The organism is Rhodopila sp. (genome assembly GCF_035548235.1).
Lineage (GTDB): Bacteria > Pseudomonadota > Alphaproteobacteria > Acetobacterales > Acetobacteraceae > Rhodopila.
Genome location: NZ_DASZTJ010000216.1, coordinates 1 through 24,550 on the forward strand (window position 1 = coordinate 1; position 24,550 = coordinate 24,550).

General features: G+C 60.3%; 20 protein-coding genes. 11 read left to right on the forward strand and 9 right to left on the reverse strand.

Annotation, left to right across the window (positions count from 1 at the left end; translation table 11 throughout):
* Positions 1–531: 531 nt before the first annotated feature.
* From VHB27_RS17905 to VHB27_RS17920, 4 genes are all read left to right on the forward strand, one after another.
* Positions 532–2,865 carry a GumC family protein gene (locus VHB27_RS17905; RefSeq protein ID WP_325603000.1) on the forward strand — a complete coding sequence of 778 codons (2,334 nt, stop codon included), beginning with the start codon at positions 532–534 and terminating at the stop codon, positions 2,863–2,865.
* A 136-nt stretch (positions 2,866–3,001) separates the two neighbouring features.
* Positions 3,002–3,982 (forward strand): NAD-dependent epimerase/dehydratase family protein, encoded by a 981-nt coding sequence (locus VHB27_RS17910; protein ID WP_325603004.1) that lies wholly within the window; start codon positions 3,002–3,004, stop codon positions 3,980–3,982.
* Positions 3,983–3,997: 15 nt separating this feature from the next.
* The gene (locus tag VHB27_RS17915) at positions 3,998–5,212 is read left to right on the forward strand and encodes a glycosyltransferase family 4 protein (RefSeq protein WP_325603006.1); all 1,215 of its coding nucleotides are present in this window, start codon (positions 3,998–4,000) and stop codon (positions 5,210–5,212) included.
* Positions 5,213–5,531: 319 nt separating this feature from the next.
* On the forward strand, positions 5,532–6,431 hold the full coding sequence (locus VHB27_RS17920; protein WP_325603008.1) for a WecB/TagA/CpsF family glycosyltransferase: 900 nt from the start codon (positions 5,532–5,534) through the stop codon (positions 6,429–6,431).
* A gap of 683 nt (positions 6,432–7,114) precedes the next feature.
* On the opposite strand, the gene VHB27_RS17925 is transcribed toward VHB27_RS17920, so the two are convergent.
* The 6 genes from VHB27_RS17925 to VHB27_RS17950 all read right to left on the reverse strand — a co-directional run bounded on the left by VHB27_RS17925 (position 7,115) and on the right by VHB27_RS17950 (position 13,498).
* Positions 7,115–8,344: a polysaccharide biosynthesis/export family protein gene (locus VHB27_RS17925; protein WP_325603010.1), complete on the reverse strand. Its 1,230-nt coding sequence runs from the start codon at positions 8,342–8,344 to the stop codon at positions 7,115–7,117.
* 248 nt (positions 8,345–8,592) lie between these two features.
* The gene (locus tag VHB27_RS17930) at positions 8,593–9,894 is read right to left on the reverse strand and encodes an undecaprenyl-phosphate glucose phosphotransferase (protein ID WP_325603012.1); all 1,302 of its coding nucleotides are present in this window, start codon (positions 9,892–9,894) and stop codon (positions 8,593–8,595) included.
* Positions 9,895–10,198: 304 nt separating this feature from the next.
* On the reverse strand, positions 10,199–10,693 hold the full coding sequence (locus VHB27_RS17935; RefSeq protein WP_325603014.1) for a hypothetical protein: 495 nt from the start codon (positions 10,691–10,693) through the stop codon (positions 10,199–10,201).
* A 950-nt stretch (positions 10,694–11,643) separates the two neighbouring features.
* Entirely contained in the window at positions 11,644–12,489 is an 846-nt protein-coding gene (locus VHB27_RS17940; RefSeq protein ID WP_325603016.1) for a hypothetical protein, read from the reverse strand.
* Positions 12,447–13,028 (reverse strand): prepilin-type N-terminal cleavage/methylation domain-containing protein, encoded by a 582-nt coding sequence (locus tag VHB27_RS17945; protein WP_325603018.1) that lies wholly within the window; start codon positions 13,026–13,028, stop codon positions 12,447–12,449. The genes VHB27_RS17940 and VHB27_RS17945 overlap by 43 nt, the downstream gene beginning before the upstream one ends.
* On the reverse strand, positions 13,025–13,498 hold the full coding sequence (locus tag VHB27_RS17950) for a prepilin-type N-terminal cleavage/methylation domain-containing protein (RefSeq protein WP_325603020.1): 474 nt from the start codon (positions 13,496–13,498) through the stop codon (positions 13,025–13,027). The genes VHB27_RS17945 and VHB27_RS17950 overlap by 4 nt, the downstream gene beginning before the upstream one ends.
* 1,042 nt (positions 13,499–14,540) lie before the next feature.
* On the opposite strand from VHB27_RS17950, the gene VHB27_RS17955 reads away from it, so the two are divergent.
* Positions 14,541–16,016: a Hint domain-containing protein gene (locus VHB27_RS17955; protein WP_325603022.1), complete on the forward strand. Its 1,476-nt coding sequence runs from the start codon at positions 14,541–14,543 to the stop codon at positions 16,014–16,016.
* Positions 16,017–16,027: 11 nt separating this feature from the next.
* Here the strand turns inward: VHB27_RS17955 and gspD are convergent, their stop codons facing one another.
* Positions 16,028–18,295: a type II secretion system secretin GspD gene (gene gspD, locus VHB27_RS17960; protein ID WP_325603024.1), complete on the reverse strand. Its 2,268-nt coding sequence runs from the start codon at positions 18,293–18,295 to the stop codon at positions 16,028–16,030.
* A 501-nt stretch (positions 18,296–18,796) separates the two neighbouring features.
* Complete coding sequence (locus tag VHB27_RS17965) at positions 18,797–19,621, reverse strand: prepilin peptidase (RefSeq protein WP_325603026.1); 825 nt, start codon at positions 19,619–19,621, stop codon at positions 18,797–18,799.
* Between the two features lie 108 nt (positions 19,622–19,729).
* Here VHB27_RS17965 and gspG point away from each other — a divergent pair, with 108 nt between their 5' ends.
* From gspG to paaE, 6 genes are all read left to right on the forward strand, one after another.
* Positions 19,730–20,149, forward strand: coding sequence for a type II secretion system major pseudopilin GspG (gene gspG / locus VHB27_RS17970; RefSeq protein WP_325603028.1), 420 nt, complete (start codon positions 19,730–19,732; stop codon positions 20,147–20,149).
* 134 nt (positions 20,150–20,283) lie between these two features.
* Positions 20,284–21,267: a 1,2-phenylacetyl-CoA epoxidase subunit PaaA gene (gene paaA / locus VHB27_RS17975; RefSeq protein WP_325603030.1), complete on the forward strand. Its 984-nt coding sequence runs from the start codon at positions 20,284–20,286 to the stop codon at positions 21,265–21,267.
* Between the two features lie 6 nt (positions 21,268–21,273).
* Positions 21,274–21,558: a 1,2-phenylacetyl-CoA epoxidase subunit PaaB gene (gene paaB, locus VHB27_RS17980; RefSeq protein WP_325603033.1), complete on the forward strand. Its 285-nt coding sequence runs from the start codon at positions 21,274–21,276 to the stop codon at positions 21,556–21,558.
* Positions 21,558–22,310: a 1,2-phenylacetyl-CoA epoxidase subunit PaaC gene (gene paaC / locus VHB27_RS17985; protein ID WP_325603035.1), complete on the forward strand. Its 753-nt coding sequence runs from the start codon at positions 21,558–21,560 to the stop codon at positions 22,308–22,310. The genes paaB and paaC overlap by 1 nt, the downstream gene beginning before the upstream one ends.
* Positions 22,304–22,759 (forward strand): 1,2-phenylacetyl-CoA epoxidase subunit PaaD, encoded by a 456-nt coding sequence (paaD, locus tag VHB27_RS17990; RefSeq protein WP_325603037.1) that lies wholly within the window; start codon positions 22,304–22,306, stop codon positions 22,757–22,759. Before paaC ends, paaD begins: the two co-directional genes overlap by 7 nt.
* 17 nt (positions 22,760–22,776) lie before the next feature.
* Positions 22,777–23,847: a 1,2-phenylacetyl-CoA epoxidase subunit PaaE gene (gene paaE, locus VHB27_RS17995; RefSeq protein WP_325603039.1), complete on the forward strand. Its 1,071-nt coding sequence runs from the start codon at positions 22,777–22,779 to the stop codon at positions 23,845–23,847.
* A 76-nt stretch (positions 23,848–23,923) separates the two neighbouring features.
* Here the strand turns inward: paaE and VHB27_RS18000 are convergent, their stop codons facing one another.
* Positions 23,924–24,550 carry a TetR/AcrR family transcriptional regulator gene (locus VHB27_RS18000; protein ID WP_325603041.1) on the reverse strand — a complete coding sequence of 209 codons (627 nt, stop codon included), beginning with the start codon at positions 24,548–24,550 and terminating at the stop codon, positions 23,924–23,926.

Sequence of the window (24,550 nt, forward strand, 5' to 3'; positions counted from 1 at the left end):
TTCACCCTTCGATGAGGCCGACTTAGAGATAGATGCCATTCGCTATCTCGCAAAGTTGATGGACAAATATTGAGTTTTGGCATCCTGACATTGGAGGCAGCGATTGCGTGGCCGATCTTGGCTAAGGAAACGCGGGTATAATGATAATGCTATCATGAGTAGGTTTCTGGATGTAATAACGAGGAATAGTCTCATTCTAAGGACTGCCCAACCCGGTTGTGGGGGATACGCTGTTGAGTTGACTGGGCGAGGAGTGTTACTCGCTTGAGGGGAAGACTTCGTGTTATTTTTTAAAAAACTCATCATTTTTTTCAGACGTCTCGGATTAGGGAATTATTATAATTCAAGATGTTATGCGATTGATGAGTGCAATATACTACTATAGGTAGTAGTTTGTCGCAGTGTTTCACCAAAAAATAGGTTGTCATAACAGCGGTCTCTGTGCATGCTCGATATAAGAGCGAACGCGCAAGGTCGCGTGTGTTTCGCCACCTTCCAGACCAAACATACTTTGACGATCGGACGGAAAGCTTGACGCAGGATTATCCAGCACTGCCGGATCCGATGCCCATGCTGCCCTCGGCAACTGCACCCGAGGCGGCAGGGCTGGATATAGTTGCGCTTCTTTTAGGCGCGGCGCGACGGTGGCGCTTGGCAGTATCGATATTCCTGGGCGTCCTGGCGCTGGCGGCCACGCTGTTTCATTTCATGCCCGCCCGATATGGATCGACGGTCGAGATTCAGATGTTCGACCCGCAACGCCCCCCTGATATCGCCGCGAAGGGCGGCGACATGGCCAGGGATTTCGACACGGTGGCGATGAATACTCAGATCAAGGTATTTGAATCGCTGGCGCTGGCGGAGCGTGTCATTAAAAACCTGAACCTTGATGACGTGCCGGAATTCCGTCGGGCGCCGCTGCTCGTACGGATCCGCGCGCAAATGGAATACGCGGTTCAGCGCTACGTTGTCTGTCCCGTTCTAGGTTTCATGCGGGCCGATCAGCAGTCGGCCTGCATGCCGCGGACGGCAGGTGGCGCCCTGTCCGAGGGGCAGGTGCAGAACGACACGATCACCGCCCTGATGTCCCATTTTTCAGTCAAACAGGTGCCGCTGACCTATGTGCTGTCGGTCTCCGCGTGGTCCGAGAGTCCGAAGCTGGCTCAGAAGCTCGCCGAAACGATCGTCAACGATTACTTGGCTGATCAGAACGACGTCAGGAAGAAAGTGCTGACGGAGCAATCAATCTGGTTAAAGGAGCGGATTGACGAGCTGAAGGCCCGGATCACTGCGAATGACGAGGCGGTTTCGGCGCTGAGTGCGGCGAACTCCATCCAGGACACGGGATCCGAGGCGCTGCTCGAGCGACAGATCGCGCAGTTGAATGAGCAGGTGACGACCGCGCGTGCCGATGTCGCCGACAAGAAGGCGCGACTCGACCAGGCGCGGCAAAGCCTTGCCCTGGGGCAGGATCTTGCCCTGGGCGCTAACGACGGGCCGAGCGCGCTGGCGCTCAACCAGCTTCAGTCCCAGCGTACGTTGATGACGCAGCAATTGGCGACCCTGCGTGAGAAGCTGGGTGACGGCCATGTCCGGGTCGTGACGCTCCAAGCGCAGTTGACGGAACTCAATAAGGCCATCGAGGATCAGTCGCAGCGCGCGGTTGCCGACTTGCAGGCCGGCTACGACATCGCTTTGCGGCGGCAGCAGTCGCTGTCGCAGGATATGCAGCGCCTCACCTCTCAGCGTACGAACTCTGCCGCATACATCAAGGTCCAGGAGCTTAGCCGCGCTCAGGCGGTAGACCGGAAGCAGTATGACGCGTTCCTTGCTCGATACAACGAGATCGAGGCGACTCGTTCGGCCGATCTGTCGGATAAGCGGATCATTTCGCCAGCCTCTGTCCCGGTCAGTCCTTATTTCCCGTCGGCCAAGATTTTCCTTGGCGTGGGCGGTATGCTGGGCCTGTTGATGGGTGTGGGCGCCGCGCTAGGCCTGGAATTCGTGAAGAGCAATGATGTCTTCGGAACGCAGGTCAGCAGGTTGCAGGGTTATCCGGTGATTGCGAGCGTGCCGCCGCTGGACGTCAAGCGATTGGCGGCAGAGAGCAGGGAGCAGACGGCGCTGGGTTCGGCACAGGCTGATAGCGCGGTGACGGCTGCGCGGGCGATGCGCGACATCCGGATCGCGATGCGGATGCCGTCGCTCGAGCGGATGCCATTGAACGTGATGCTCACATCGGCGTCCGGTGACGCGGGTGTATCGACGCTGTCGACCCTGTTCGCCGCATCCTGCGTCGCGGCAGGCCAACGGGCGATTGTCGTCAAATGTGAGTTCTTCCGGCCGGGTGAAACCGATTGCGAGAGCGGGGTGGGTCTGGCCGATATCCTCAGCGGCAACGCTGATGTCCTGACGGCCATCACTACCGATTCGACTCATGGCTTCGATGTCCTGAGCATGGGCGCCGCAACAGCGCGCACCGATGATCTGCTGGCATCGAAGCGGATGGCGGAGTTGCTGCGTGCCTTGCGAACCCGATATGATTATGTCGTGATCGATACGCCACCGATCGATGCAGGCGCCGGTGTCGCGGCGCTCGCGGGGATGGTCGACAAGATCCTGGTCGTCGTGGATCGTTCGCAACTTCGGGCGAAATCGACACGAACTGCGCTTGCCGCCTTGGTTCCCTATCGGCGGCGGATCGTCGGTGTCTTGTTGAACCGTTCGAATGTTCTCGTGCAGCCGCAGTTCAACACTGACCAACACGGCGGCATGACTGTGGAGTTCAGGAACGACCCCGTCTGGCCCCCGCTAACGGTCGTTACATCGGAAAGATATACCGATGCCAAGGATGAACGGGCCTGACTAAGCAGGAAATCTAAGTCTTTTCGGTAGTAAATGGCGGTGAGTCAGAACACTGACTGAGATTTGTTCTGAAATCTTGGGGACTTTTCATCAAACAGGACGGTCCGTCCGGTTGGACGTCTAGCAGGAGTGTCATATGCGAAGTGCGCTAGTGTGTGGTGCAGGCGGATTTATCGGCGGCCATCTGGTCAAGCGTCTGAAGTCAGAAGGCTTCTGGGTCCGCGGTGTCGATCTGAAAAGTCATGAGTACGCCGAAACGGCCGCCGACGATTTCGTCATTGGCGATCTGCGCGATCCTTATCTCTGCCGGCATGTCATCGATCGGCGGTTCGACGAAGTCTATCAGCTCGCCGCCGATATGGGTGGCGCGGGCTTCATCTTCACCGGCGAGAATGATGCCGAGATCATGCATAACTCGGGCACGATCAACCTGAACGTCCTGGACGCATGCCAGAAGCGGATGATTCGACGGATTTTCTATTCCTCCTCGGCCTGCATCTATCCGGCCTATAACCAGCAGGATCCGGATTCGCCGAATTGCGAGGAAAGCTCCGCCTATCCGGCCGCGCCCGACAGTGAATATGGATGGGAAAAGCTGTTCAGCGAGCGGCTCTATCTGACCTATGGCCGCTGCCATGGCATGGATGTGCGTGTCGCGCGCTACCACAACATCTTCGGTCCCGAGGGCACCTGGACTGGTGGCCGCGAAAAGGCGCCTGCAGCGCTGTGCCGCAAGATCGCGATGGCAGCCTCGGGCGGACACATCGAAATCTGGGGAGACGGTAAGCAGACGCGTTCGTTCCTTTACGTGGACGAATGCATCGAGGGCACACTGCGGGTGATGCGGTCGAACCACCGTGGACCGTTCAATATTGGATCGGAAGAGATGGTGACGATCAACCAGCTCGCCGACATGATCATGGACGTAGCCGGGAAGCGTGTGGAAAAGCGGCATATTCCGGGACCGACCGGCGTGCGTGGCCGCAACTCCGACAATCGGTTGATCTATGACACGCTGGGATGGCAGCCCTCGCAGCCACTGAAGACCGGCCTGGCGGTTACCTATAAGTGGATCGAGCGCCAGACGCAGTCGAACATGCCGTTGGCGGCGGACTGAGGACGGCGCGGCAGGATGCAACCGTCGAAACTGACCTGGCAGGACAGCTCGGACCGGCCGCCCGAAAGGTTGGTTTCGGATGATATGAAATCCGGCGAGCGGCAAGACTATCGAGGACAGATTGCGGTAATCTGTCCCGGTGGGCTTGAAAACGGCGGCGGCATCGGTCGACAGATGGGCTACGCCCTGAAGGCCCTCGAGGGGCGGACGCACGGGATCGACTACCGAGTCATCGACTCCCGTGGACCGTGGTTTTTGGGAGCGTCTCGAATCCATACGGCTGGCGCCCTGGTTTATCTGGCCGGGGCGCTGGCGAAACTGCTGGCGTTGCGGCTGAGCCCGAAGCGGACCTTCATCCATGTCAACGTCACGGGCCGAGGCAGCACCTTGCGGAAGCTAGTTCTGTCGACGTGCCTGCGTGGTCTCAGGTTGCCGTATCTGCTGCATGTCCACGACTACGCCTACGCTGCCGACTACAGCAAGCGTGGTCCGTTCATGCAGCGGCGAGTCAGGGGCATGTTCAGGGCTGCCGATCGCGTCCTGGTTCTTGGCATGGGCGAGCGGCAACGCATGATTGACGCGATGCTGCTGGATCCCGCGAAAGTCGTGGTTCTGCACAACGCCGTACCCGACCCGCTGGAGGTGGATCCGCCAGGGCCACACGAGAAAAGCGGCCCAATCAGGATCGCCTTCCTGGGTCATCTGAGCGAACGGAAAGGTGTGCCCGACCTTCTAAATGCTTTGGCCGACCAGACCATCATCGGCCTTGACTGGCGTGCGACACTGGCGGGTGGCGGGGACATCCCCCGATACGCGAAACTGGCTGAAAGCCTCGGGATCGCGGACAAGGTGACGTTTCCGGGGTGGATCAATCAGCAGGCCGCGAGCCAGCTCTACCGTGAGGCCGATGTGGTCGTTCTTCCCTCTTATGCAGAGGGGATGGCTATGTCCGTGCTGGAAGGCCTTTCCTATGGGCTGACGGTCGTCACGACGCCGGTCGGTGCACACGACGAGGTCATCGAAGACGGTCAGTCCGGCCTGCTGGTCGCACCCGGGGATGTCCCCGGTCTGGCGAAGGCCTTGCGCCGAGTGATAACAGAGCCTCTGCTCCGAACCTTTCTTGGCGGCAATGCTCGGCTGACGTTCCTTGAGAAGTTTGAGGTCGGCGCTTACGGGTCGAAGCTCGTTCGCATGCATGCGGCACTCCTGGCAAATCGGTCGCAGTCGTAAGACGCGCTTTCGGCTGTTGATGAGCTTGATTGCTTGCCTTGGCGTGCGGGTAAACTTCGTAATGTGCCGGTGTTTTGTCACATGTCGCAATACGAATGCTTGACAAAATTCTTCTTTTTGCTATTTTTTCGACAGGGTTCGAGAGGTCGCATCAGGGTCCATCGGCATCGCACTCTTCATTTCTGGTGATGTCTGACTATTTCGGGCATCGCTTTCCTTACAGATTTGCCGCGTGCTTTGTTGACGGGTTTTACGTGCGGTTCACGTTCCGCAAGCGGGACTTGCTTGAATACGTTATAATGAAAGAGGCGATACGGGTATGTCCGAAGCGTTCGCGTATGATAGTGCCGTTCCGAGACCTTCCGCACAAATCGTAACGTTAAGACCACCGGCTAAGACCTCTGAGAATATCGCCGCCGGCGACGACCGCCGCATTGATGTGCTGGGTGTTGGCATCTCACCTGCAAATCTACCTGATGTGGTTGCAACCCTCGATAGCTGGCGTACCAAAGGGTTGAAGGGCTATGTCTGTTGCGTGTCGGTCCATGGTATCGTCACCGCGCAGCGTGACCCTAAGATCAGGGCCGCTTTGAACGGAGCTCAGATCGCAACGAAGGACGGTATGCCAATGGCATGGTGGTGCCGCCGCTCCGGCGACGCGGCCTCCAGGCGAGTGTGCGGTTCGGATCTTTTCGACGCAGTCTGCCGCTACGGCATTGAGCGCGGATATCGGCACTATTTCTACGGCGGCAGTCCGGCTGTCGTCGAACAGTTGGCCCAGCGTGTGAAGGAAGCGTATCCCGGTATCATCGTCGCCGGTTATAGATCACCCCCGTTCCGAGCGCTGACGCCGGAAGAGGATGCAGCGTATATCGCTGAGATCAGCGCCTCTGGCGCGGATTTCGTCTGGGTTGGTCTCGGCATGCCGAAGCAAGAGCGCTGGATGGCCCAGATGTTCGGCAAGATCGAAGCATCGGCCCTGCTGGGTGTCGGGGCGGTTTTCGACTTCTACGCGGGAACCAAGCCTCGGGCGCCACTCTGGATGCAACGTTCGGGAACCGAGTGGTTGTTCCGCCTGGCCTCTGAACCGCGCAGACTGGCAAAGCGGTATCTGATCGACAATTCGATCTTTGTGGGCCTGACGATCAGGCATATCGTTCGACAAGGATTTCGGCGGGGCGCCAATAAGGACCTGGGCCCGTCCCGTTTATCTGCCTGACCGTTCGGGAACGCATTTTGCCTGCCTTCCGGCTAAAGGGACGGAACGAGGAATCGATGCGCGACTCGGTTACTTTACTGTCGATACTTTCCATAGGATCGTAGAATATCCCTTGATGTGCGACTGAATGATCGTCGGCCCAGAGGGGCGAGCGCAACAGGGTCAAGGCTGCAATCGACAAGCGGAGCCTCAGCAGCAGTATGGAGTTGCTGTCGGAGACTCTGTCGGAACAGCTTTTCGCCCTCTACGGCATATACCGTTGTTCGTGTTCTTCAGTTCCCATGACGGTGTCCAAACGGTGGCGGTCGAACGGTCTTCCTGCAAAGTGCCTGGGGTCGGTCGGGATCTTGGAAGATCGATGTAACCATTCTTATACCGCTATAGTGCTGTCGATACGAGGGCAAGGGCAGGTGGCTGTCCCGATGGCGCACGGGATCATCACCTTTATCGAGCCCGGTCGCATTCTGAAGCTATCTCGTGAGCGGCACGGCACGTGCCGAGGAACTCATTGCCCCTCGTCCTGTCGCGTTGTTTTACTAGGATGTGGCAGTTCGCCTAGGACTGTTAAATAACCACGTAACGCCGGCGCCACGGACTGACGAAGCAGCCTGCCATGACTATTCGGAGCTTTCGCCGGCGCGCTGAGAGGGACGGCGCTTCAACCACAGCGCCGTCCTTGTGCCTTATTGAACGCCCCGAGAAATAACGGCGCCGCTGACGACAGGTCCGCTCAACGTACCGATCAGAGTAAACAGCTTCTGCGCGGAGTCGGAACGGGAATTCGCGACATAAAGAACATCGTTGTTGTGAATCGGGAACTGGGCCGCGAGAAAATATCCGCCAATTTTCTCGAGATCCAGGTGATAGACGACGGGGGTGAGGCCTGATGCCCCCATCGGAAGCGGTGTCGCCCCCTCAGCCTCGACAACCCGGGTTGGTTCAAACCGCAGCAGAAATACACCGCGAGGATCGGCGCGCGTATCCATCAGTCCGCCAGCTTTTGCGAGGGCTTGGACCAGGTTTATGTCGTCGGCGCCGAACGAGAGTTGATTGTTGTTCGTCGTCGCGCCCATGACCACGAATGTCTCAGGCGCATGAAGCAAGTTGATTGTGTCGTTGGGCCAGACATAGATGTTCTGACTGGGATCTGAGGTCAATCTGGACAACGACATGGTCGATGTGACCCCATTGCGGGATAACCGGACGAAGGTCTCGTAAGTAGGAGTTTTCGATCCGCCAGCGGCAGCTATGACGTCCAGCACACGATCGCCTCGGGCTGAGAGGGGGACGCGGACGGTGCCGATTGCTTCGCCGGAGACTGTCACGGTGTCTGTCACAGACTTCGTCAGAGACACGATCACTTGTGGTTCGACGAGACGATCTGCCAGGCGCCTGGTGATAGTGGACTCCAAACCGGCAATCGTCTGCCCGGTTGCACGAATCCTACCCGCATAAGGTACGACGATCGAGCCATCGGAGGAGACGACCTGGTCGGGGACCGCGATTGGTGGCCGGGTCGTATCATTTTCGGCGGGCGTCGTAGCAACCGCGGTGCCTTGGCTTCCGGACAGGGATGCAACGCCTGATTGCCAGATGGAGATCGACAATGAGTCGCCGACCCCGATCGTCGGTTCCGCGGGGCGCCCGTACTGTTCGAAACTTGCCTTGAAGCCACTAGCGGGTTGACGTCCAAGCGCGTCGACCACGCGCCGATCAATCTCCAGGAAATCAAAGTTTTTCTTCTCAGCTTGTGCCTGGTCGATGATTTGGCTCGTGGTAGGACCTGCCTTTGGCAGGGTCGAGCAGCCGGCGAGGCAGGCAAGGCCCGTGCCGACAATACCATGAAAGATGGATCGGGAACGCCCCCTACCGGTCAGAGAAGGCCGAGAACCACAATAGGATGATGAGCTCATGTGACGTTTAGTCTTTTGACTTGTATGATACAGAACTTGTATCATTTCCCGCGCAACTTCTAACAGATTTACGCATCCTGAAGCAAGCATTTCCCCGTCGGAGATTGAATTTTGATTTCGGGGTAAACTTGCTGTATGCACATCGGGCACTTTTGCGCGTCCAGCGCGATTTGTCACGCCCGCCAAAAAAAACGGCCGCTGTCAGGCGGCCGTTTATCGCGTCGCGAGGTGCTACCTCCGGGCTGACCTCAATAGGCATTCCGTCCGAAAATAATCGACCAGGCTGTCTGGGCGATGATGCGTAGGTCGAAAAGGATCGACCAGTTCTCGACGTAGTAGAGGTCGTACTCAACGCGGCTGCGCATTTTCTCGAGCGTGTCCGTCTCGCCGCGGAAGCCGTTGGCCTGCGCCCAGCCGGTGATGCCGGGCTGAACGCGATGCCGACCGAGATATTCCGTGATCAACGCGGAGTACTGCTCATTATGGGCGATCGCATGGGGCCTTGGTCCAACGAGTGACATCTCACCCTTCAGGACGTTGAAGAGCTGAGGTACTTCATCAATGCTGCTCCGGCGCAGAAATCGTCCCACCCGGGTGATGCGTGCATCGCCCCGCGTTGCCTGCACCACGCGACCGATCCCTAAGTTATCGTTGGTGTTATGCTTCATCGTCCGAAATTTCAGGACGGTAATCGTGTTGTTGTTGAAGCCTTGCCGTGCCTGGTGGAAGAATACCGGTCCCGGGCTGTCCAGTTTGATGGCGATCGCGACGAGCACCATCACCGGCATTGCGACGATCAATGCGACGCTGGCCAGCACGAGATCCTCAATCCGCTTGGCCACGCTGCCCCAGGTTTCGATTGGCAGCTTCTGTGTCGTCAACGCGACGGCGCCATGCACGACGCCCGTGCGATGGATGGGCGTCGAGGACAGATGGGGAATATCCGGGCAGACATGGACCCGCGTATGGATGACATTCAGCATCCGCAGGACATTTGACAGAGTCGACTCGGCGGTTCCCAGGCCAACGCGGACGAACACGTCGTCGATCCTGAAAAGTCCAGCAAGTTTGACGAGATCGCTGAGCGCCCTGCCCGGTGCAGCAACGTCATCGGCGAAAAACACGCCAGCCAAGTAGAGTTCTGGAGCATTGCGCGTCAGCCCTTGCGCGAAGCTGCCGCCTTGATCGACGAGGTCGATGACTGCGGCCGTCGTCGCTAGTTGCCCTCGCGCGCGCAAGAAGCTTACGACCGTAACCACACCGAGACGAATGGCGAAGAGGGCGATAAGATCGATCAGCAGCCAGGCTATCAGCGCCGAGTGATCGGCGGGTGCTCCTGTCAGCAGCACCAGGCCGCTGATCGCGGCCATCGTCAGGACAAGGGCCAGCCACGCCCGACGAACCTGGTCGGGCAGCCTGTCCGACAAGTTTTGTCCGTACGCGCCGCAGATCCAGAGCAGATTAAGCGCTAGAAACGATGCGAAGGCGGAAAAGAGGACGTTGATCAGCGAATCGGTCGAGCCTTGAATATTAAAGGCCGGAACGATCATGGGGGGCAACAAGACCGCGAGCCAGTCAGCGACGCCGACAGCCCCCGTCAGGATCGATAGCGGGTTTCGCCGCGCGGCTTGTCCTCGTGCATCAGTGGCAGCCGCGCCCCAGGCGAAGGATGCGGCTCTGGTCGGCGACAACCGGCGCCTGTGGCCAAGTTCGCGAAGCTGACTAGCGGAACCTCGTCCGTTTTCGCCGCGAGAGAAAGTACTCGACATCAGTATAGCAGTCCGTGTGAAAGATGACAGGGTTAGTGTCGTTCTCAGTGTGAACTCGATAGGTGTGACCTTGAAACTCTTGCGTTCAGGTCGTGACGGTTCGTCGGGGGATGCAGTCCAGAAGCCGCACCAGATCCGTACCGCGGGACGGGCTGCAAGCCCACACCTCAACCTGATCCTTGGCGGCCAGAAGAAGTTCGGTCAAGTTGTCGTCCGTAATCGAAAGACCCTTCAGACCTTTGAGGCTGGCGCCCCATTCCTTGAGCGACTGTTGGTCAGAAGGCATCACGCAGAGATCATAACAACTGAAATCTGGTCCCACATCAGTTGCTGGATTCTTGAACATCTGGTGCATATTCGCCGGAAGCGGCTGCGCTTGCAGAATACCTTTCAAGGCTCCATCACCGTACCAGGTTATCTCGATGTGGACATAGGGTCTGTCATCGGCCCAAGCAGCGAGAATCTCGAAGACATCCGCCACACCAGCCCTTGGCGTCAGGGGACCAATATAGATCAGCCGCCTCTGATTGGCATCGCCCCTGAGATGGTGCTCTGTCAAAGGCGCGCGTGAAAGCTGCACTGTTTGGCTATAACTTTCTACTCGCACAGTATGATCGTCAGCAGTCCCGTCATTCCGGGGGCGTCCCGACTCGGGTTCGCCGCGAGATAGGCAACTGAGACGGGGGTCTTCCGCAGACGTCGCGGGAGCAGGCGACCTTGTGGACCACCGTTCGGCCAGGTTACCCGCAGCAGGATCCATATCGCGAGAGAAAGTGGCGCTTATGTCGCTGGACATGTCGATCTGTCTCGTTCCTGCACTCTTCGGTGGTAACGCTGCCAACTACCAAAACTTTATTTACTCACTTCGCGGCCTACCAATACTTTTCAGATATTAGGTCCGGCCCACGGGCTGCGGGTGGCGTCCTACATCATTGCCGGCGAGATCACAGTGCGGCGAGGTCCGCTTGGGGATCCGGCCTGTCTCTGGATATCAAACTATTCTGATTTTACAACATAACACCCCGTCCATTTTGGAAGAGTGCGGTACAAACGACTGATCTCGCATTTCCACTACGCCGAACCTGCAACAACACCGGCCGGACGATTGTTTGATAAGACATCTCATTGCAGTTAGCAAGCTATAATCTTGCATTTGCGTAAATTTTTATAGATTCTACTAACTGATACACAACCACAGATAGTTGTTATCGACAACATAGTAACTGATGAGAGAATAACTATTCAATCGTGGTTGTCGGCTTCGCGAACGCATAGATTGTGCCACCATCGGGTGTGTCGCGCGCTCCCGCTGGTTGTAATTCCGGAATCCTTCATGTTTAGCCAATCGTCGCTGCGACAGGGCGGATCGTGGAACGCAGAGGCTAGTCCGTAAAGGGGGGGATAAGCCAGGTCTGGGGCGCGCTTATTGGACTAAGAGGCCAACATGGGACTTTTCGCGTTATGCAGAAGAAGTATCGAAATACGAAAATAAGCGTGTATTTTGAGATGATTGTGAATCGGGATATCCCGCTAACTCATTCTCAACAGGATGCGGACGCTTGGGTCGGCGGACGAAAAGTCTGGCCGCGCAACGAGGGTAATGGAGTAACTGGATCCATGTGCTTCTCTGATCGTCGCGGTTACGCGCAGCACTTCGTGTTGAGGGTTAGTTCCAGCAACAGGTTGAGGAGTAGCGTTGCCCGCTACTCTCGCGAGTGCGCGGGCGACAATAGCATCGCGTGTCGACGGATTGGGGCCGTCGTTTGAAAGTACCGTCAGATGAGGCGCCATGAGAGCGAAAAGTTTCTGATCGACCCCTGGTATGGCCCGGATCTCGTCAACCGACCGGAATGAGTCGCGCGACGGTCCGAAAGCCCGTCCAGTCGCCGCGTAGGCCGCGGCACCCGCGATGGCCGGACGTGGTCCAAGCGGACGCGTGTGGGACGCGGTGATGGCAGCCGCAAGCGTTGATGCACGTTCCTGCGGTACACCCAACTCGACGAGAAACGATTCCATCAATGCGGGGGGGCACGTATTGATATTGATGAAATCCGACTCGCGTCGGATCGTGACGACGACCGGTATACCGCCGACCGTAATGGTTTGAGGTGGTCCATTCGGCTCGAACCCAGGTTCCCGGGCGGCGGCATGTGCATAGACGGCATGTATGACGGCGCCTCGGGCGGCAGCCTCCAAGTTTGCCGAGCGCCTGAGATTCTCGGCGAACTGGTCGTTCATGCGCGTTTCCGAAACGATCTCCAGGCCAATCAGCGCCAGCCAGGCCATCGTCACCAGGACGAGCAGTGTCGCGAAACCGGCTTTGCGAGGAAGGGTCATGGTGCCATCTGGATTGGCGCAATGACGAAATCGGGCCATCGCGGTGCGTGTTCTCCGGCAAGAACCACGTGGATCCTAACGAGCTGCGGTAGATCAGATTGTGTCCAGTGGTCCGTCCACGTGCCATTCGCCCCGTAGGAGATCACGACGCGGTCGATATTGGTTGCGATCGTCTCCTCCTCGGGCGGGGGAACTGGCCGTCCGGCCGGAAGGCCCGGCATATAGGGGCTCCAGCGAACCACGAGACGATTGCCCGACCGACCGAGCCCGATCTGTACCAGCGATCGGCCTGGACCAAGGGAGGGGATGGCCATGCGGCTGACCCCACTCAGCAGGTCGGGTGTGCCGATCAACGGTGGCGGACCGATACCACCGCCTGGCTGCAGGTCGCGGATAAGAGGACGCAGGGCGTTGTCGACCTTGAGGAAATCGACATTGCGCTTCGTCAATCTGACCTCGGTTTGCCAGGACGTCATCGCCAGGCGAACGGTCTGGCTCAGTCCGACCAGGATCAGGCCGAGGATCACGACGGCGACCATCGTCTCGATCAGGGTGAATCCGGCCTGCCGTGCCTTCATGAGGCACCCGCCTGCTCGGTCGCGAGGCTGACGGTTCGCGTCGTCAGGCCTTCGCGCCACGAAATCTGGGTGACGATACTATATAACGTGATCGATACGGGCTGCGGCTTATCTGCTCCAGTCTCCCCCAGCCGTGTGGTCTGAAGCGGGACGATCCGCAGGCGCCAATGGTAGCCGCCGCCGTCGTCTCCCTCCCAGGTGCCGGCATGCAGGCTGCCGAAATGGGCCGCGGCGGCCAGGTGGGACTCCGCACGGACGATGGCTTGATCATAGGCGAGGGTGTTCCCGGTGGCGCGTATGGTGCTGCCGACGGTTCGCAGGAACGCGGTGCCGGCGATCAGGGCGATGATGAGCGCGATCAGGACCTCGAGCAGGGTAAAGCCCGCCGTGCCCCCGCGGGTGCGCCGGGACGGGGGAAGGTGGATGGGGGGTCGTGAGGGCAAGGGAAAGGGCTTCACGCCGGACAGCATACTCCTCAACGCGAAAGCTCTCAGCTTGGTCGCTGGTACACCTTGTCGCTCATCCAGCGGGTTCGATCAAAACTCTCCCCGCATCGAGCCGTCGCACCGGGGACCGCTCGCCATCGTGCCGGATCTGTCCGACATAGCTTGGGGGTCATATTGATCAATCCCCGATCCGGGCCGGTCCATGTTGCGATCCATGGCTCGGGACGAATAGCAGAGAACCCAAACACGGGGGAGGCCGCCATGGCTGGTTCAAAATCATTTCTATGGTCGTTAACCATCTATTAAGATTTTGTCGTTATTTGTAATTCGGTACCTTCAAGTAAGCATCCAATGTTACCCCGGAAGGAGCATCGGTCATTGGGAGCCGCTGACCAGCACATGATCAAAATCTGTCGCCATCGGTCTGCCGTTGCGCAAAAGAAGTCGCAATTCAGTCACGGCTGCCTGTCCTTCCTGAGGGCTCCACATGTAAAGCCATTTTCGTTTGAGTTGAATACAAAAAATACAAATGCGCCAAAGAGGTATGACGTCATTGCAGGCAACCGGAAGTCGACCCATAGAACAACATGCGACCAACAGTCGCATTATGTTGGATTGTGGCGCAATCTTACTCGTATTGCAGCCAATGACTGTGTATTGAAACGTCTTCGGCTGGGCCGGCAGCCGGCCCAAAGGCCATCGTGCGTGGATCCAAATGATTCCGGCTCCGGCGGTTCGGATCCGGCTGATCCGCAAAAAATCAAGATTATCAGCGAGATCATCCGCCGGCAGTGGATCGGGTTGATAACCCGCTGTCCAAAGATCGTGACATCCTGCCGCTGCCCCCTCTTGCTCACGGTGTGCTGACGTGCCAAGTAACGCTCCCTAGCCTTGAAGTGTTTTGGTTGAAAAGATCGCGACGGGGCTTATCGATAATACCTCGATTGCATCAATGGCATTTTGATAATTGTTCTAGGTTGTGAATTGGGCCTGCAGCGCAAAAGCATGGCCGGTGTGTCCAAGCAACCGGCTTCAAGGCGCTATAGATTGATGGAGGCAAAACCGAATGGCTACCGTGAATATTTCCAACCTGAACGGAGCGAAGTTCACCGAGCTCACAGGGTCGGAGCCGCTGTCCGTCAACGACGGCATCACCATCAACAGTGACGGGACCTACACTGTCACGCCCGATTCGAGTGGCAACCTCGCTCTTTACGATACCTGGTCCGGTACTATCGGCAATCCGAACCCCGTGGATGTCGTTTCCTATACGACGACCGTCGTCACGGCCGATTCGAACGTCACCTTCGGCGAAGTTCAGCTGACCCCAACCCTGGGCAGCGGCCAGACCGGCACAACGACCCTCGCCGAGGTCGTCGCATGGAACAGTTCGGAAGTGCTGCTCGAAGAAGGGACGTCCTCCGGCGGCACTTTTACGCCAAACGGATTGTACGTTGTTGTCGGAACGCAGGACATTTCCACCTACGACAAGACCTTCCCCACAAACGGCAGCATCACGCTCGGCACCACCGGCTCCTTCGCCGTCTTGTGCTTCCTTCCGGGAACCTACATCGCCACTCCCGACGGCGATCGGACGGTCGAAACACTCGCCAGGGGCGACCTTGTTCTGACAGCCTCCGGCGCCGAGCGGCCAATTACTTGGATCGGAAAGGGAAAGGTACTGGCGCAGCGCTCCCAGCGCACCGCGGCAACCCCCGTCATCATCCGCAAGGGCGCCTTCGCACCCAACGTGCCGAACCGTGACCTGCACGTGACCAAAGGTCATTCCTTCTTCTTCGACGACCCGTCCGGCGAGGTATTGATCCCGGTGGAGTTCCTGGTCAACCACCGCTCGATCCTTTGGGACGATCACACCTCTCGAGAAGTGACCGTCTACCACGTCGAACTGGAAACACACGATCTGCTGCTGGCGAACGGCGCGGTCGCCGAAAGCTACCGCGACGATGGCAACCGTTGGCTGTTCGCGAACGCCAACGACGGCTGGTTGTTCCCGCCCAAGCATCCCTGCGCCCCCGTGCTGACCGGCGGCCCGGTCGTCGATGCCATTTGGTCCCGCCTCTTGGAACGTGCCGGGGCAAGGCCGGGCGCGCGCCTGACGGACGAGCCGGACTTGCACCTGTCCATCAACGGCGACCGGCTGGACCCGAAGCGTGGCGCGAACGGGACCTATACCTTCCGCCTGCCGCCGTTGGACGCGTCCAGCACGATCCGCCTTCGGTCACGCTCCGGCGCCCCCGACGAACTCGGGATCGCTCGGGATCCGCGTGTCCTTGGTGTCGCGCTGCGCCTGCTGGCCATGCGCAACGGAAGGCGGGTGCGTGTGGTCGAGATGGACGACGAGAGACTGGCGGAAGGGTTCCACGACTATGAACCGGGGAACGGCATCCGCTGGACGAGTGGGGACGCCGAACTCCCCGCCGCGTTGTTCGCCGACATGCCGGGCGGGGAGATGTCCTTGGACGTCTATTTGGGCGGGAAGACGCGCTACGCGACAGCGCTACAAACCGCGCGGGCCGCGTAGGTACCGGACCTCTAAGGGTGCGTGCGCTTCTCTAGGAGGCGCCGGATCCGCGCCCTGAGGGGGCCGTTCGGGTCGCTGGACCCCGAGATCGGTTCGTTCGCCGTGATGGTCGGTACCGCCGCGGCCGACGACAATGCGTCCCGCATGTCCTCGGTCAGGCGGCGCATCTTGCTCTGATCCGGTATGACATGCGGCGTGATCAGCACCAGCAATTCCGTCCGCTGCCGTGTGTTGTTCTGCGTCCCGACCAGCGCGCCCAGGATCGGGATGTCCTTCAGCCACGGAATGCCCTGGTTGCCCTTCGAGATCGAGTCCTGGATCAACCCGGCCATGCCGACCGTCTGCCCATCCTGCACGACCACCCGCGAGGAGACGTTGCGCTCCGTGAAAGTTGGGCTTTGGATCCCGGATGTCGTCACGGTAGCGGCGACGTCGCTGACCTCCTGCGAGATATCCAGCGTGATCAGCCCGCCACTGTTGACCCGCGGCGTCACCTCCAGGATCACGCCGGTTGGCTGATAGCCGATCGAGTTGATCACGGGCGACCCGGTCGTCAGCGTGCTTTGCGAGCTCGACAAGAGGTAAGGGACCAACGAGCCGACCTGAAGCCGCGCCGTCTGGTTGTCCACAACGGTGATCTGCGGCGAGGACAGCACATTCACCCGGGTCACGGCCTGCAGCGCGGACAGGGCGAACGGCACGCCACCCTGGCCACTGCCGCTAAGGATAAAGCCAGGAAAGGAACTGTTCAGCCCAGCGGTCGACGGTGACGTCAACGCCGCGGTCCCGGTGCTGAGGATGCCGTTGATGCCACCGGACTTGAAGAAGAACTGCGTGCCGTACTGCAGCGTATCGTTCAGGGTGACTTCCGCGATGGTTGCGTCGATCTCGACCTGCAGCGGCAAGATGTCGATCTTATGCAGGATGCCGACCACCTGGTCTTCTTCTTGCGGGGTCGCGTAGATCAGCACCGCGTTGTTCTGATTGTTCGGCAGGATACGCATGCTGTCGCCGGTGTCGCTGGCCGATCCGGTCTCCAGCCCACCTAGCAGCGGGTTCCCGGCCGCCGGAGTGGGGGAAGCCGAAACCGACCGGTTGGCGTCAGCACCCGAGGGCGCGAGGGGGTTCAAGCCGCCGCTGACTCCGCCGGAGGCCTGGGCACTGGAGCCGAGGGTCGAGGAGCCGATGCCGGCGGTACTCAGGTTGGATCCGGCACCCGTGGACCCGCTGAAGGTGAGGCCGGCTCGTCCGCCGCCGTTCTGCTGCTTCGCGCTGGGGGCGGCGGTCACGTTGTTCGGGGTGAACGCCGTCTGAAGCGTATAGGCGACGTCGTTCGCGTTGCTGTTCTGCAGGTAATAGACGTGCCAACTGCGCGTCGTGCCGTGCCGCTGCTGCTCGATCAGCGAGAACACCTGCCGAGCGGCGTCGATGTAGCGGGGTTGGGATGAAACGATCAGCACGGCGTTGAGCCGGACCAACGGCACGACGCGCACCAGTCCGGCCAACCCCCCACCGGCCTTGCCGCGAAACGCTTCCTGCATCGCGTCGGCGAACTCGCGGGCGCTCCCGTTGGCGACGGGCAGCAAGGCATAGGATTGATGGGCAAGCTCATCCTGGTCGAAGCTCTCCACCATCTCGCGCACCGCTTGCACCTGGACCGGATCGCCATTGATCAGCAGGGCGTTCAGACCTGGTTCGGCCGTGATCTTGGTCGTCGGCCCCGCCACCGGCTGTAGCACCTTCGCCAGGTCCTCGGCCGAGACATAATGCAGGGGCAGCACCAGGCTTCCCGCCGCACCAGCGGCGCTGATGGGCACAACGCGGAACAGGCCGTTATCGGCGATGACCACGGCGCCGACGGTCGCCAACAGGTTCTGCAACGTGGGCAGGAGCTGGCGTCCGCTCAGCGATTGTCCGGTATGCAGCGTGACCGTCCCATGGACCGCGGGGTCGATCGTGTAGTTGACGTGCAGAATGGTCCCCAGGATCTGGGCCACGACTTCCCGCACATCGGTATCCGTAAACTCCAGCGTATAGGGGCCCGGTCCGGGATTGGGGCCCTGCGGCAAGGTGCCGGTGACCGGGGGCGTCCCGTAGCTATAGATAGGCCGCGCCGTTGGCTGGGCCGACACGCTTCCGTTGATGCGCTGCGCCGCCACAAGGTCCGAGGCGGACTCCGCGATCGGGGGCGGACTGATGCGGTCCTCACGGGTGCAACCGCTTGTCAAATCCACGATCAGGAGCAGCGCGATCAGCGCCAAATAGTGATGCGGCTTCATGCGGGCGGTCCTGGGAGAGGCAACCTTAAACCTGTCCGCGTCGACGGGTATCGCGACCAGGTGGGACGCGAACCGTGCGGTCCATGGCTACGGCGGGGAAGGAAGGGAAACCGATCATGATCGAACGGTTCGGCGGCGTCGAACGGGAATATAATATGATATCGTAATAATATGCCGCCGTGCATCTCCTGCGGGCTCCGCCCCGTCAAAAGCGGCCAGACCCTTGTGCGCCATGCGTGAAGCCGAATCCGGCTGGAAGATCGGACGTATTAGACGGGATCGTGTCGACATAAACGGAACTAAAAAACCCGAGACATATAGACGCCGAACAGGAAAGGCACTGTGACCATTCAATGAAGCATGTTACGCGCGCGATGCTTGAAATACCACCCTAAGATCCTTGTTTGGATGCAAGGAGGGCATAAAGCTACCGATCGACAGTTGTAGTGTTTCTTTTGTGACACACTCTTGCGTGCGTTATTTATGCTTGGGAAGACAGTATCAACTGTTTACGCCGGCAAATACCAGCCAATTCGGATAGAGCCAGAGCAACCACCCGGATAACGCGAGACACGGCCCAAAGGGAATCGCCGTCGCCGCCGAGACCTCTCGGCCGCTCAGCCGCAGGGCGATCGCCGCCAGCAGGCCAAGGCACGCGCCCACGAACAGCACCATGGGCAGGCTTTCGAGTCCCAGCCAGGCCCCCAGCGCCGCGAGCAGCTTCGCGTCCCCCAGTCCGATCCCGTCTCGCCCCCGCAGCACGCGATAGACCCAGGCCGTGCCGAACAGCAGTAGGTAGCCCAGCGCCGCTGCCAGCGCATGGTTGGGGAGGTCGGCGGGGTTCAGCCACGCCATCGCGCCCAGGCCCGTCAGCACCAGCGGCAGGGTCAGGCAATCCGGAAGGGTCAAGGTTCGAAGGTCGATCCAGGCCAGGGTCAGCAACGTCCAGCCGAAGATGCATGAGAGCCAGAGGTCGGCCCCGCGCATGGCCGTAGCACTCCAGCCCACCACTGCCACGGCGGCGAGTTCCACGCCGGGCGCGAGCAGGCCGATCGGCTCCCGGCAATAACGGCACCGGCCGCCGCTTAAAAGGAAGCTGGCCAGGGGGATCAGCTCTGGCGGGGCCAGCGCGTGGCCGCAATGGTCGCAACGGGATCGCCCGAACACGACGCCTCGCCCTTCCGGCAGGCGCGTGATAAGGACGCCCAGGAAGCTCCCGATGAACGGCGCCAGGATGGCGGCGAGAATCCAGGCATGGGGGCCGGAAGCAAGAGCGAGCAAACCATTCACGCCGCCGCAGAAATCATGGCGGGGTTGCTGGTGCAAGGCCGATGGCGACCGTTGCGTGAAACTATTTTGCGAACCACGATGATCGTTTGTTGTTCCAACGGCCGGTGCTATCAGTCCGCTGCGATGAAACCGATGGATAAATCTATGGCGACCACGACCAGGCCCAACGAGCGGGGCTTCACGCTACTCGAAATTCTCGTGGTCATCGCGATCCTGGGCCTTCTGATCGGCCTCGTCGCCCCCGCCGCGCTCCGCCAGCTTGGTGGCGCGCGGATATCGGTTGCCAAGCAGTCGATCGAGCGGATCGGCACGGTACTCGATATGTACAAACTCGATGTCGGCACCTATCCGAGTACGGAGCAGGGCCTGCAAGCCTTGGTCGAGCGGCCGACCGGGGTCTCCGCCTGGAATGGTCCCTATATGAAGGGGGGTGTCCCCGTGGACCCGTGGAACAAGCCTTATACCTACCGCGATCCCTCTACGCGATCGGGCCATGAGTATGACCTGTGTTCGGCGGGACCGCCCGACTCATCCTCGGCCCAGCAGCCGATCTGCAATCAGTGACGCCAGGACGGGTGGCCGGGATGTATTATATTTGACCGACCGGTCGATGAATTATAAGAACCGGGCAGGCGACCCGCGGCGCAGGCTGCGATAACATCCCATCCTGCGCCGGTGACGGACGGGAGGAAGCTCGCATGTATGCCCAGATGGTGACCGCCGAAGCCGCGACCGCCTCCCCCGAGGGGGCGGCGTTGGACAAGGGGTTCCAAGACCGCATCGACCGTGGAGAGCGTATCGAGCCGAAGGACTATATGCCTGAGGCTTATCGCAAGACCCTGATCCGCCAGATCGGCCAGCACGCGCATTCCGAGATCGTCGGACAGCTCCCCGAAGGCAACTGGCTGACCCGCGCGCCGACGCTGGAGCGCAAGGCGATCCTGCTGGCCAAGATCCAGGATGAGGCTGGTCATGGCCTGTATTTATACTGTGCCGCCGAGACCCTAGGTGTCAGCCGCGACGAACTGGTCGGCATGCTGCACAGCGGGCGGATGAAGTACTCCTCCATCTTCAATTACCCCACCCTGACCTGGGCGGATATCGGTGCGATCGGCTGGCTGGTGGACGGTGCGGCGATCATGAACCAGGTGCCGTTGCAGCGGACGTCCTATGGTCCCTATGCCCGGGCGATGGTACGTATCTGCAAGGAGGAGAGCTTCCACCAGCGCCAGGGCTATTCGATCATGATGAAGATGGCGCGGGGAACGCCCGAACAGAAGGCGATGGCGCAGGATGCGCTGAACCGCTTCTGGTATCCGTCACTGATGATGTTCGGGCCGTCGGACAAGGAATCCGTCCATTCCTCGCAGTCCATGGCCTGGCGGATCAAGATCAACAGCAATGATGAGCTGCGGCAGAAATTCGTCGATCAGACCGTTCCCCAGGCAAAGTATCTGGGCCTGACGATCCCCGACCCCGCCCTGGCCTGGAACGAGGACAAGGAAGGTTACGACTTCAGCGAGCCCGACTGGTCGGAGTTTCACGATGTCCTGGCCGGCAACGGTCCCTGCAACCGCGAACGCCTGGCCGCGCGCGTCAAAGCATGGGAGGACGGTGCCTGGTTTCGTGAGGGGCTTTCCGCCCACGCCGCGAAAGTGCGGCCGGCGCCGGCCGCCGAGTAGGCGCGCATGTCCACCGATTGGCCGCTTTGGGAAATCTTCATCCGGGGCCAGCACGGCCTGAACCATCGCCATGTCGGCAGCCTGCACGCGCCCGACGCGGCGATGGCGATCCGCAACGCGCGCGACGTCTACACGCGGCGCAACGAGGGCGTCAGCATCTGGGCGGTGAGGTCGACCGACATCGTCGCCTCCAGTCCTTCGGACAAGGGGCCGCTGTTCGAGCCGGCAAACACCAAGGTCTATCGGCATCCGACCTTCTTCGATATCCCCGACGACGTGGGTCATATGTGATGCCGGACGCGCTGCTGACGTTCCTGCTGCGCACCGGCGACAACGCATTGATCCTGAGCCACCGGCTGTCCGAATGGTGCGGTCACGCACCGGCGTTGGAGGAGGATATCGCGCTGGCCAACACCGCGCTCGACCTGCTGGGGCAGGCACAGCTCTGGCTGGAGCTGGCCGGGGCGGTCGAAGGCAAGGGCCGGACCGCCGACAACCTGGCCTATCTGCGTGACGCATCGTCGTTCCGCAATCTGAAGATGGTGGAACGGCCGAACGGAGATTATGGGCAGACGCTGATGCGGCAGTTCCTGTTCGACGCCTGGCACCACGCCTTGCTGGCAGACCTCACCACCTCCGCCGACACTCGGATTGCCGGTATCGCCGCCAAGGCCGTGAAGGAGGTTTCGTATCATCTGGGCCGATCTTCAGATCTCGTCGTCCGGCTGGGGGATGGATCGGAGGAAAGCCATCGGCGGATGCAGGCAGCACTGGATGAGCTTTGGTCGTATGCCGGAGAGTGTTTCGTTGCGGACGACCGGGACAAGGCCGCGGCCGAAGCCGGTATAGCGCCGCTACCGGAAAGCCTGAAGCCGGCTTGGGATCGCGTGGTGCTGGATACGCTGAAAGCGGCAACGCTGGCCGTTCCCTCGACCAGGTTCGTCCACAAAGGCGGCAAGCAGGGCATCCATACGGAGCATCTGGGCTACATCCTGGCGGAGATGCAGTTCCTCCAGCGTGCGTATCCAGGCGCCACATGGTGATCCCGGTGGAACAGGTCTGGCATTGGCTGGACCAAGTGCCGGACCCGGAGATTCCGGTCGTGTCGATCACCGATCTGGGGATCGTGAGGGATATAAGCTGGGATGACGACACGCTGGTGATCGCTGTCACGCCCACCTATTCCGGCTGCCCGGCGACAGCGGTCATCAACCTGGATATCGAAACGGCACTGCGCGGGCACGGCGTCGAGAAACTGCGGTTGGAACGCCGGCTGAGCCCGCCCTGGACCACCGATTGGATCGGATCGGAGGCGCAGGCGAAGCTGCGCGCATACGGCATCGCACCACCCTCGGCGCACGGGCCGGCGGCCTGCCCGCATTGCGGGTCGGGCCGCCTGGAGAAGATCAGTCAGTTCGGCTCCACCCCGTGCAAGGCTGCGTATCGATGCCAGGATTGCCTTGAGCCGTTCGACTATTTCAAATGCATCTAATAGTGGGCGGAGACAGCATGCCGCGTTTCTTTCCTCTGACCGTCACCGAGGTGCGGCGGGAAACGCGCGACGCCATCGTGGTCTCACTTCGCCCGCGAGACCAGGACCGGGACCGGTTCGACTTCATTCAAGGCCAACATCTGACTTTTCGCCGGGTCTTCGATGGCGTCGAATTTCGCCGGTCCTACTCGATTTGCGCCGGCCGTGACGACGGTGTGCTGCAGGTCGGCATCAAACGGGTGACGGGCGGCTTCTTTTCCAACTGGGTGAACGACCACCTGCGCGCGGGCGACGTGCTGGAGGCCATGCCCCCGATGGGGGCATTCCATGCACCGATCGAGCCGTCATCGTCACGGCATTATCTGGGCTTTGCCGCCGGTAGCGGCATCACGCCGCTGCTGTCGATCATCAAGACCGTCCTGGCGCGAGAGAAGCGGTCGCAGTTCACGCTGGTCTACGCCAATCGCCAGGTCCAGACGATCATGTTTCGTGAGGAACTGGAGGACCTCAAGAACCGGTATCTCGGTCGGCTGTCGATCCTGCACATCCTGAAGACCGATGCCCAGGACATCGACTTGTTCGTCGGTCGCGTCGACGCATCGAAATGCGCGGCCCTGTTCCGGAGCTGGATCGACCTGTCCGGCATCGACCTGGCGTTCATCTGCGGACCGGAGCCGATGATGCTGACGATCGCGGCGTCCTTGCGGGAGCACGGGATGACGGACGCGCAGATCAAGTTCGAACTCTTCGCGGCCGCTCAGCCTGGTCGCGCGGCGACGCCGCGGCTTTCGGCATCCGTAGATGTTGAGGTGTGCGAAGTCGCCCTCACGCTGGACGGGGCAACGCGGCATTTCCGCATGCCGACGCAGGGGCAAAGCGTGCTGGAGGCTGCTTTGGCCAGCCACATCGACGTTCCCTATGCCTGCAAGGCGGGCGTGTGTTCCACCTGCCGAGCACGGGTCGTCGAAGGGGAGGTGGAGATGATGGCGAACCACGCGCTGGAGGACGACGAGGTTCGACGCGGCTACGTCCTCACCTGTCAATCCTATCCGCTGACGGACCGGCTTGCGGTGAATTATGACGTGTGAGGATGAACGAGCGCTGCCATGTCGTGTGCGAGTCATGGATGGCCGGCCGCTGCCGATCGCAAAAAGGGAACCGTGTTCACAGAGACGATGATGAATTCGTAATGGACGTAACGCCGCCAACCCCGCGCAGGAACAGTACCGTCGCGGCATCCGCATAATCCCGTCGCGACACGGGACCATCCTCGCGGAACCAAAGGTAGACCCAGTTCAGCATCCCAAACAGCGACATGGTCATCGGCTTCAGCAACTTGCGCGACCCCGTCGCCAGATCGGGATTGATCTCCCCCAGCACCCGCGCGAATCGTTCGACGATCCGCCGTTCCAGCGTGTGGATGTCCGCCTGCTGCTCCGGCTTCAACGCGCTGGCGCCGTTCAGTTGGACCTTGTGCTCGCTGTCCGCGTCACGATACGCCTCAAGCACCGTGTGGATCAGCGCGCGCAGTCGGACCGGCGCCTCCGAACCCTGATCATCGGCTGCCTCTAGTGCGGCATCCAGTTCGGTGAGGTGTCCGTGGATGATGCCGAACACCAGTGCGTCCTTGCTGGCGTAGTAGTGGTACAGCAGCGACTTCGACACATCGGCACGGTCTGCGATCTGCGACATCGATGCCTTGTCCATGCCCTGTTCGGCGAAAACACGCGCTGCACTCGACAAGATCGCACGTCGCTTCATGTCGAAATCGGTCGCTCGGGTGCGCGCCAT

What these genes read in the sequence shown, in the direction of transcription:
- VHB27_RS17945 (WP_325603018.1), bottom strand. Translation starts at nt 13,028, where the DNA reads ATGAAGGCACGGCAGGCCGGATTCACCCTGATCGAGACGATGGTCGCC.
- VHB27_RS17915 (WP_325603006.1), top strand. Translation starts at nt 3,998, where the DNA reads ATGCAACCGTCGAAACTGACCTGGCAGGACAGCTCGGACCGGCCGCCC.
- paaB (WP_325603033.1), top strand. Translation starts at nt 21,274, where the DNA reads ATGTCCACCGATTGGCCGCTTTGGGAAATCTTCATCCGGGGCCAGCAC.
- VHB27_RS17910 (WP_325603004.1), top strand. Translation starts at nt 3,002, where the DNA reads ATGCGAAGTGCGCTAGTGTGTGGTGCAGGCGGATTTATCGGCGGCCAT.
- VHB27_RS17920 (WP_325603008.1), top strand. Translation starts at nt 5,532, where the DNA reads ATGTCCGAAGCGTTCGCGTATGATAGTGCCGTTCCGAGACCTTCCGCA.
- paaA (WP_325603030.1), top strand. Translation starts at nt 20,284, where the DNA reads ATGTATGCCCAGATGGTGACCGCCGAAGCCGCGACCGCCTCCCCCGAG.
- gspG (WP_325603028.1), top strand. Translation starts at nt 19,730, where the DNA reads ATGGCGACCACGACCAGGCCCAACGAGCGGGGCTTCACGCTACTCGAA.
- VHB27_RS17930 (WP_325603012.1), bottom strand. Translation starts at nt 9,894, where the DNA reads ATGATCGTTCCGGCCTTTAATATTCAAGGCTCGACCGATTCGCTGATC.
- VHB27_RS17955 (WP_325603022.1), top strand. Translation starts at nt 14,541, where the DNA reads ATGGCTACCGTGAATATTTCCAACCTGAACGGAGCGAAGTTCACCGAG.
- VHB27_RS17925 (WP_325603010.1), bottom strand. Translation starts at nt 8,344, where the DNA reads ATGAGCTCATCATCCTATTGTGGTTCTCGGCCTTCTCTGACCGGTAGG.
- paaC (WP_325603035.1), top strand. Translation starts at nt 21,558, where the DNA reads ATGCCGGACGCGCTGCTGACGTTCCTGCTGCGCACCGGCGACAACGCA.
- VHB27_RS17950 (WP_325603020.1), bottom strand. Translation starts at nt 13,498, where the DNA reads ATGCTGTCCGGCGTGAAGCCCTTTCCCTTGCCCTCACGACCCCCCATC.
- VHB27_RS18000 (WP_325603041.1), bottom strand. Translation starts at nt 24,550, where the DNA reads ATGGCGCGCACCCGAGCGACCGATTTCGACATGAAGCGACGTGCGATC.
- gspD (WP_325603024.1), bottom strand. Translation starts at nt 18,295, where the DNA reads ATGAAGCCGCATCACTATTTGGCGCTGATCGCGCTGCTCCTGATCGTG.
- paaD (WP_325603037.1), top strand. Translation starts at nt 22,304, where the DNA reads ATGGTGATCCCGGTGGAACAGGTCTGGCATTGGCTGGACCAAGTGCCG.
- paaE (WP_325603039.1), top strand. Translation starts at nt 22,777, where the DNA reads ATGCCGCGTTTCTTTCCTCTGACCGTCACCGAGGTGCGGCGGGAAACG.
- VHB27_RS17940 (WP_325603016.1), bottom strand. Translation starts at nt 12,489, where the DNA reads ATGGCCCGATTTCGTCATTGCGCCAATCCAGATGGCACCATGACCCTT.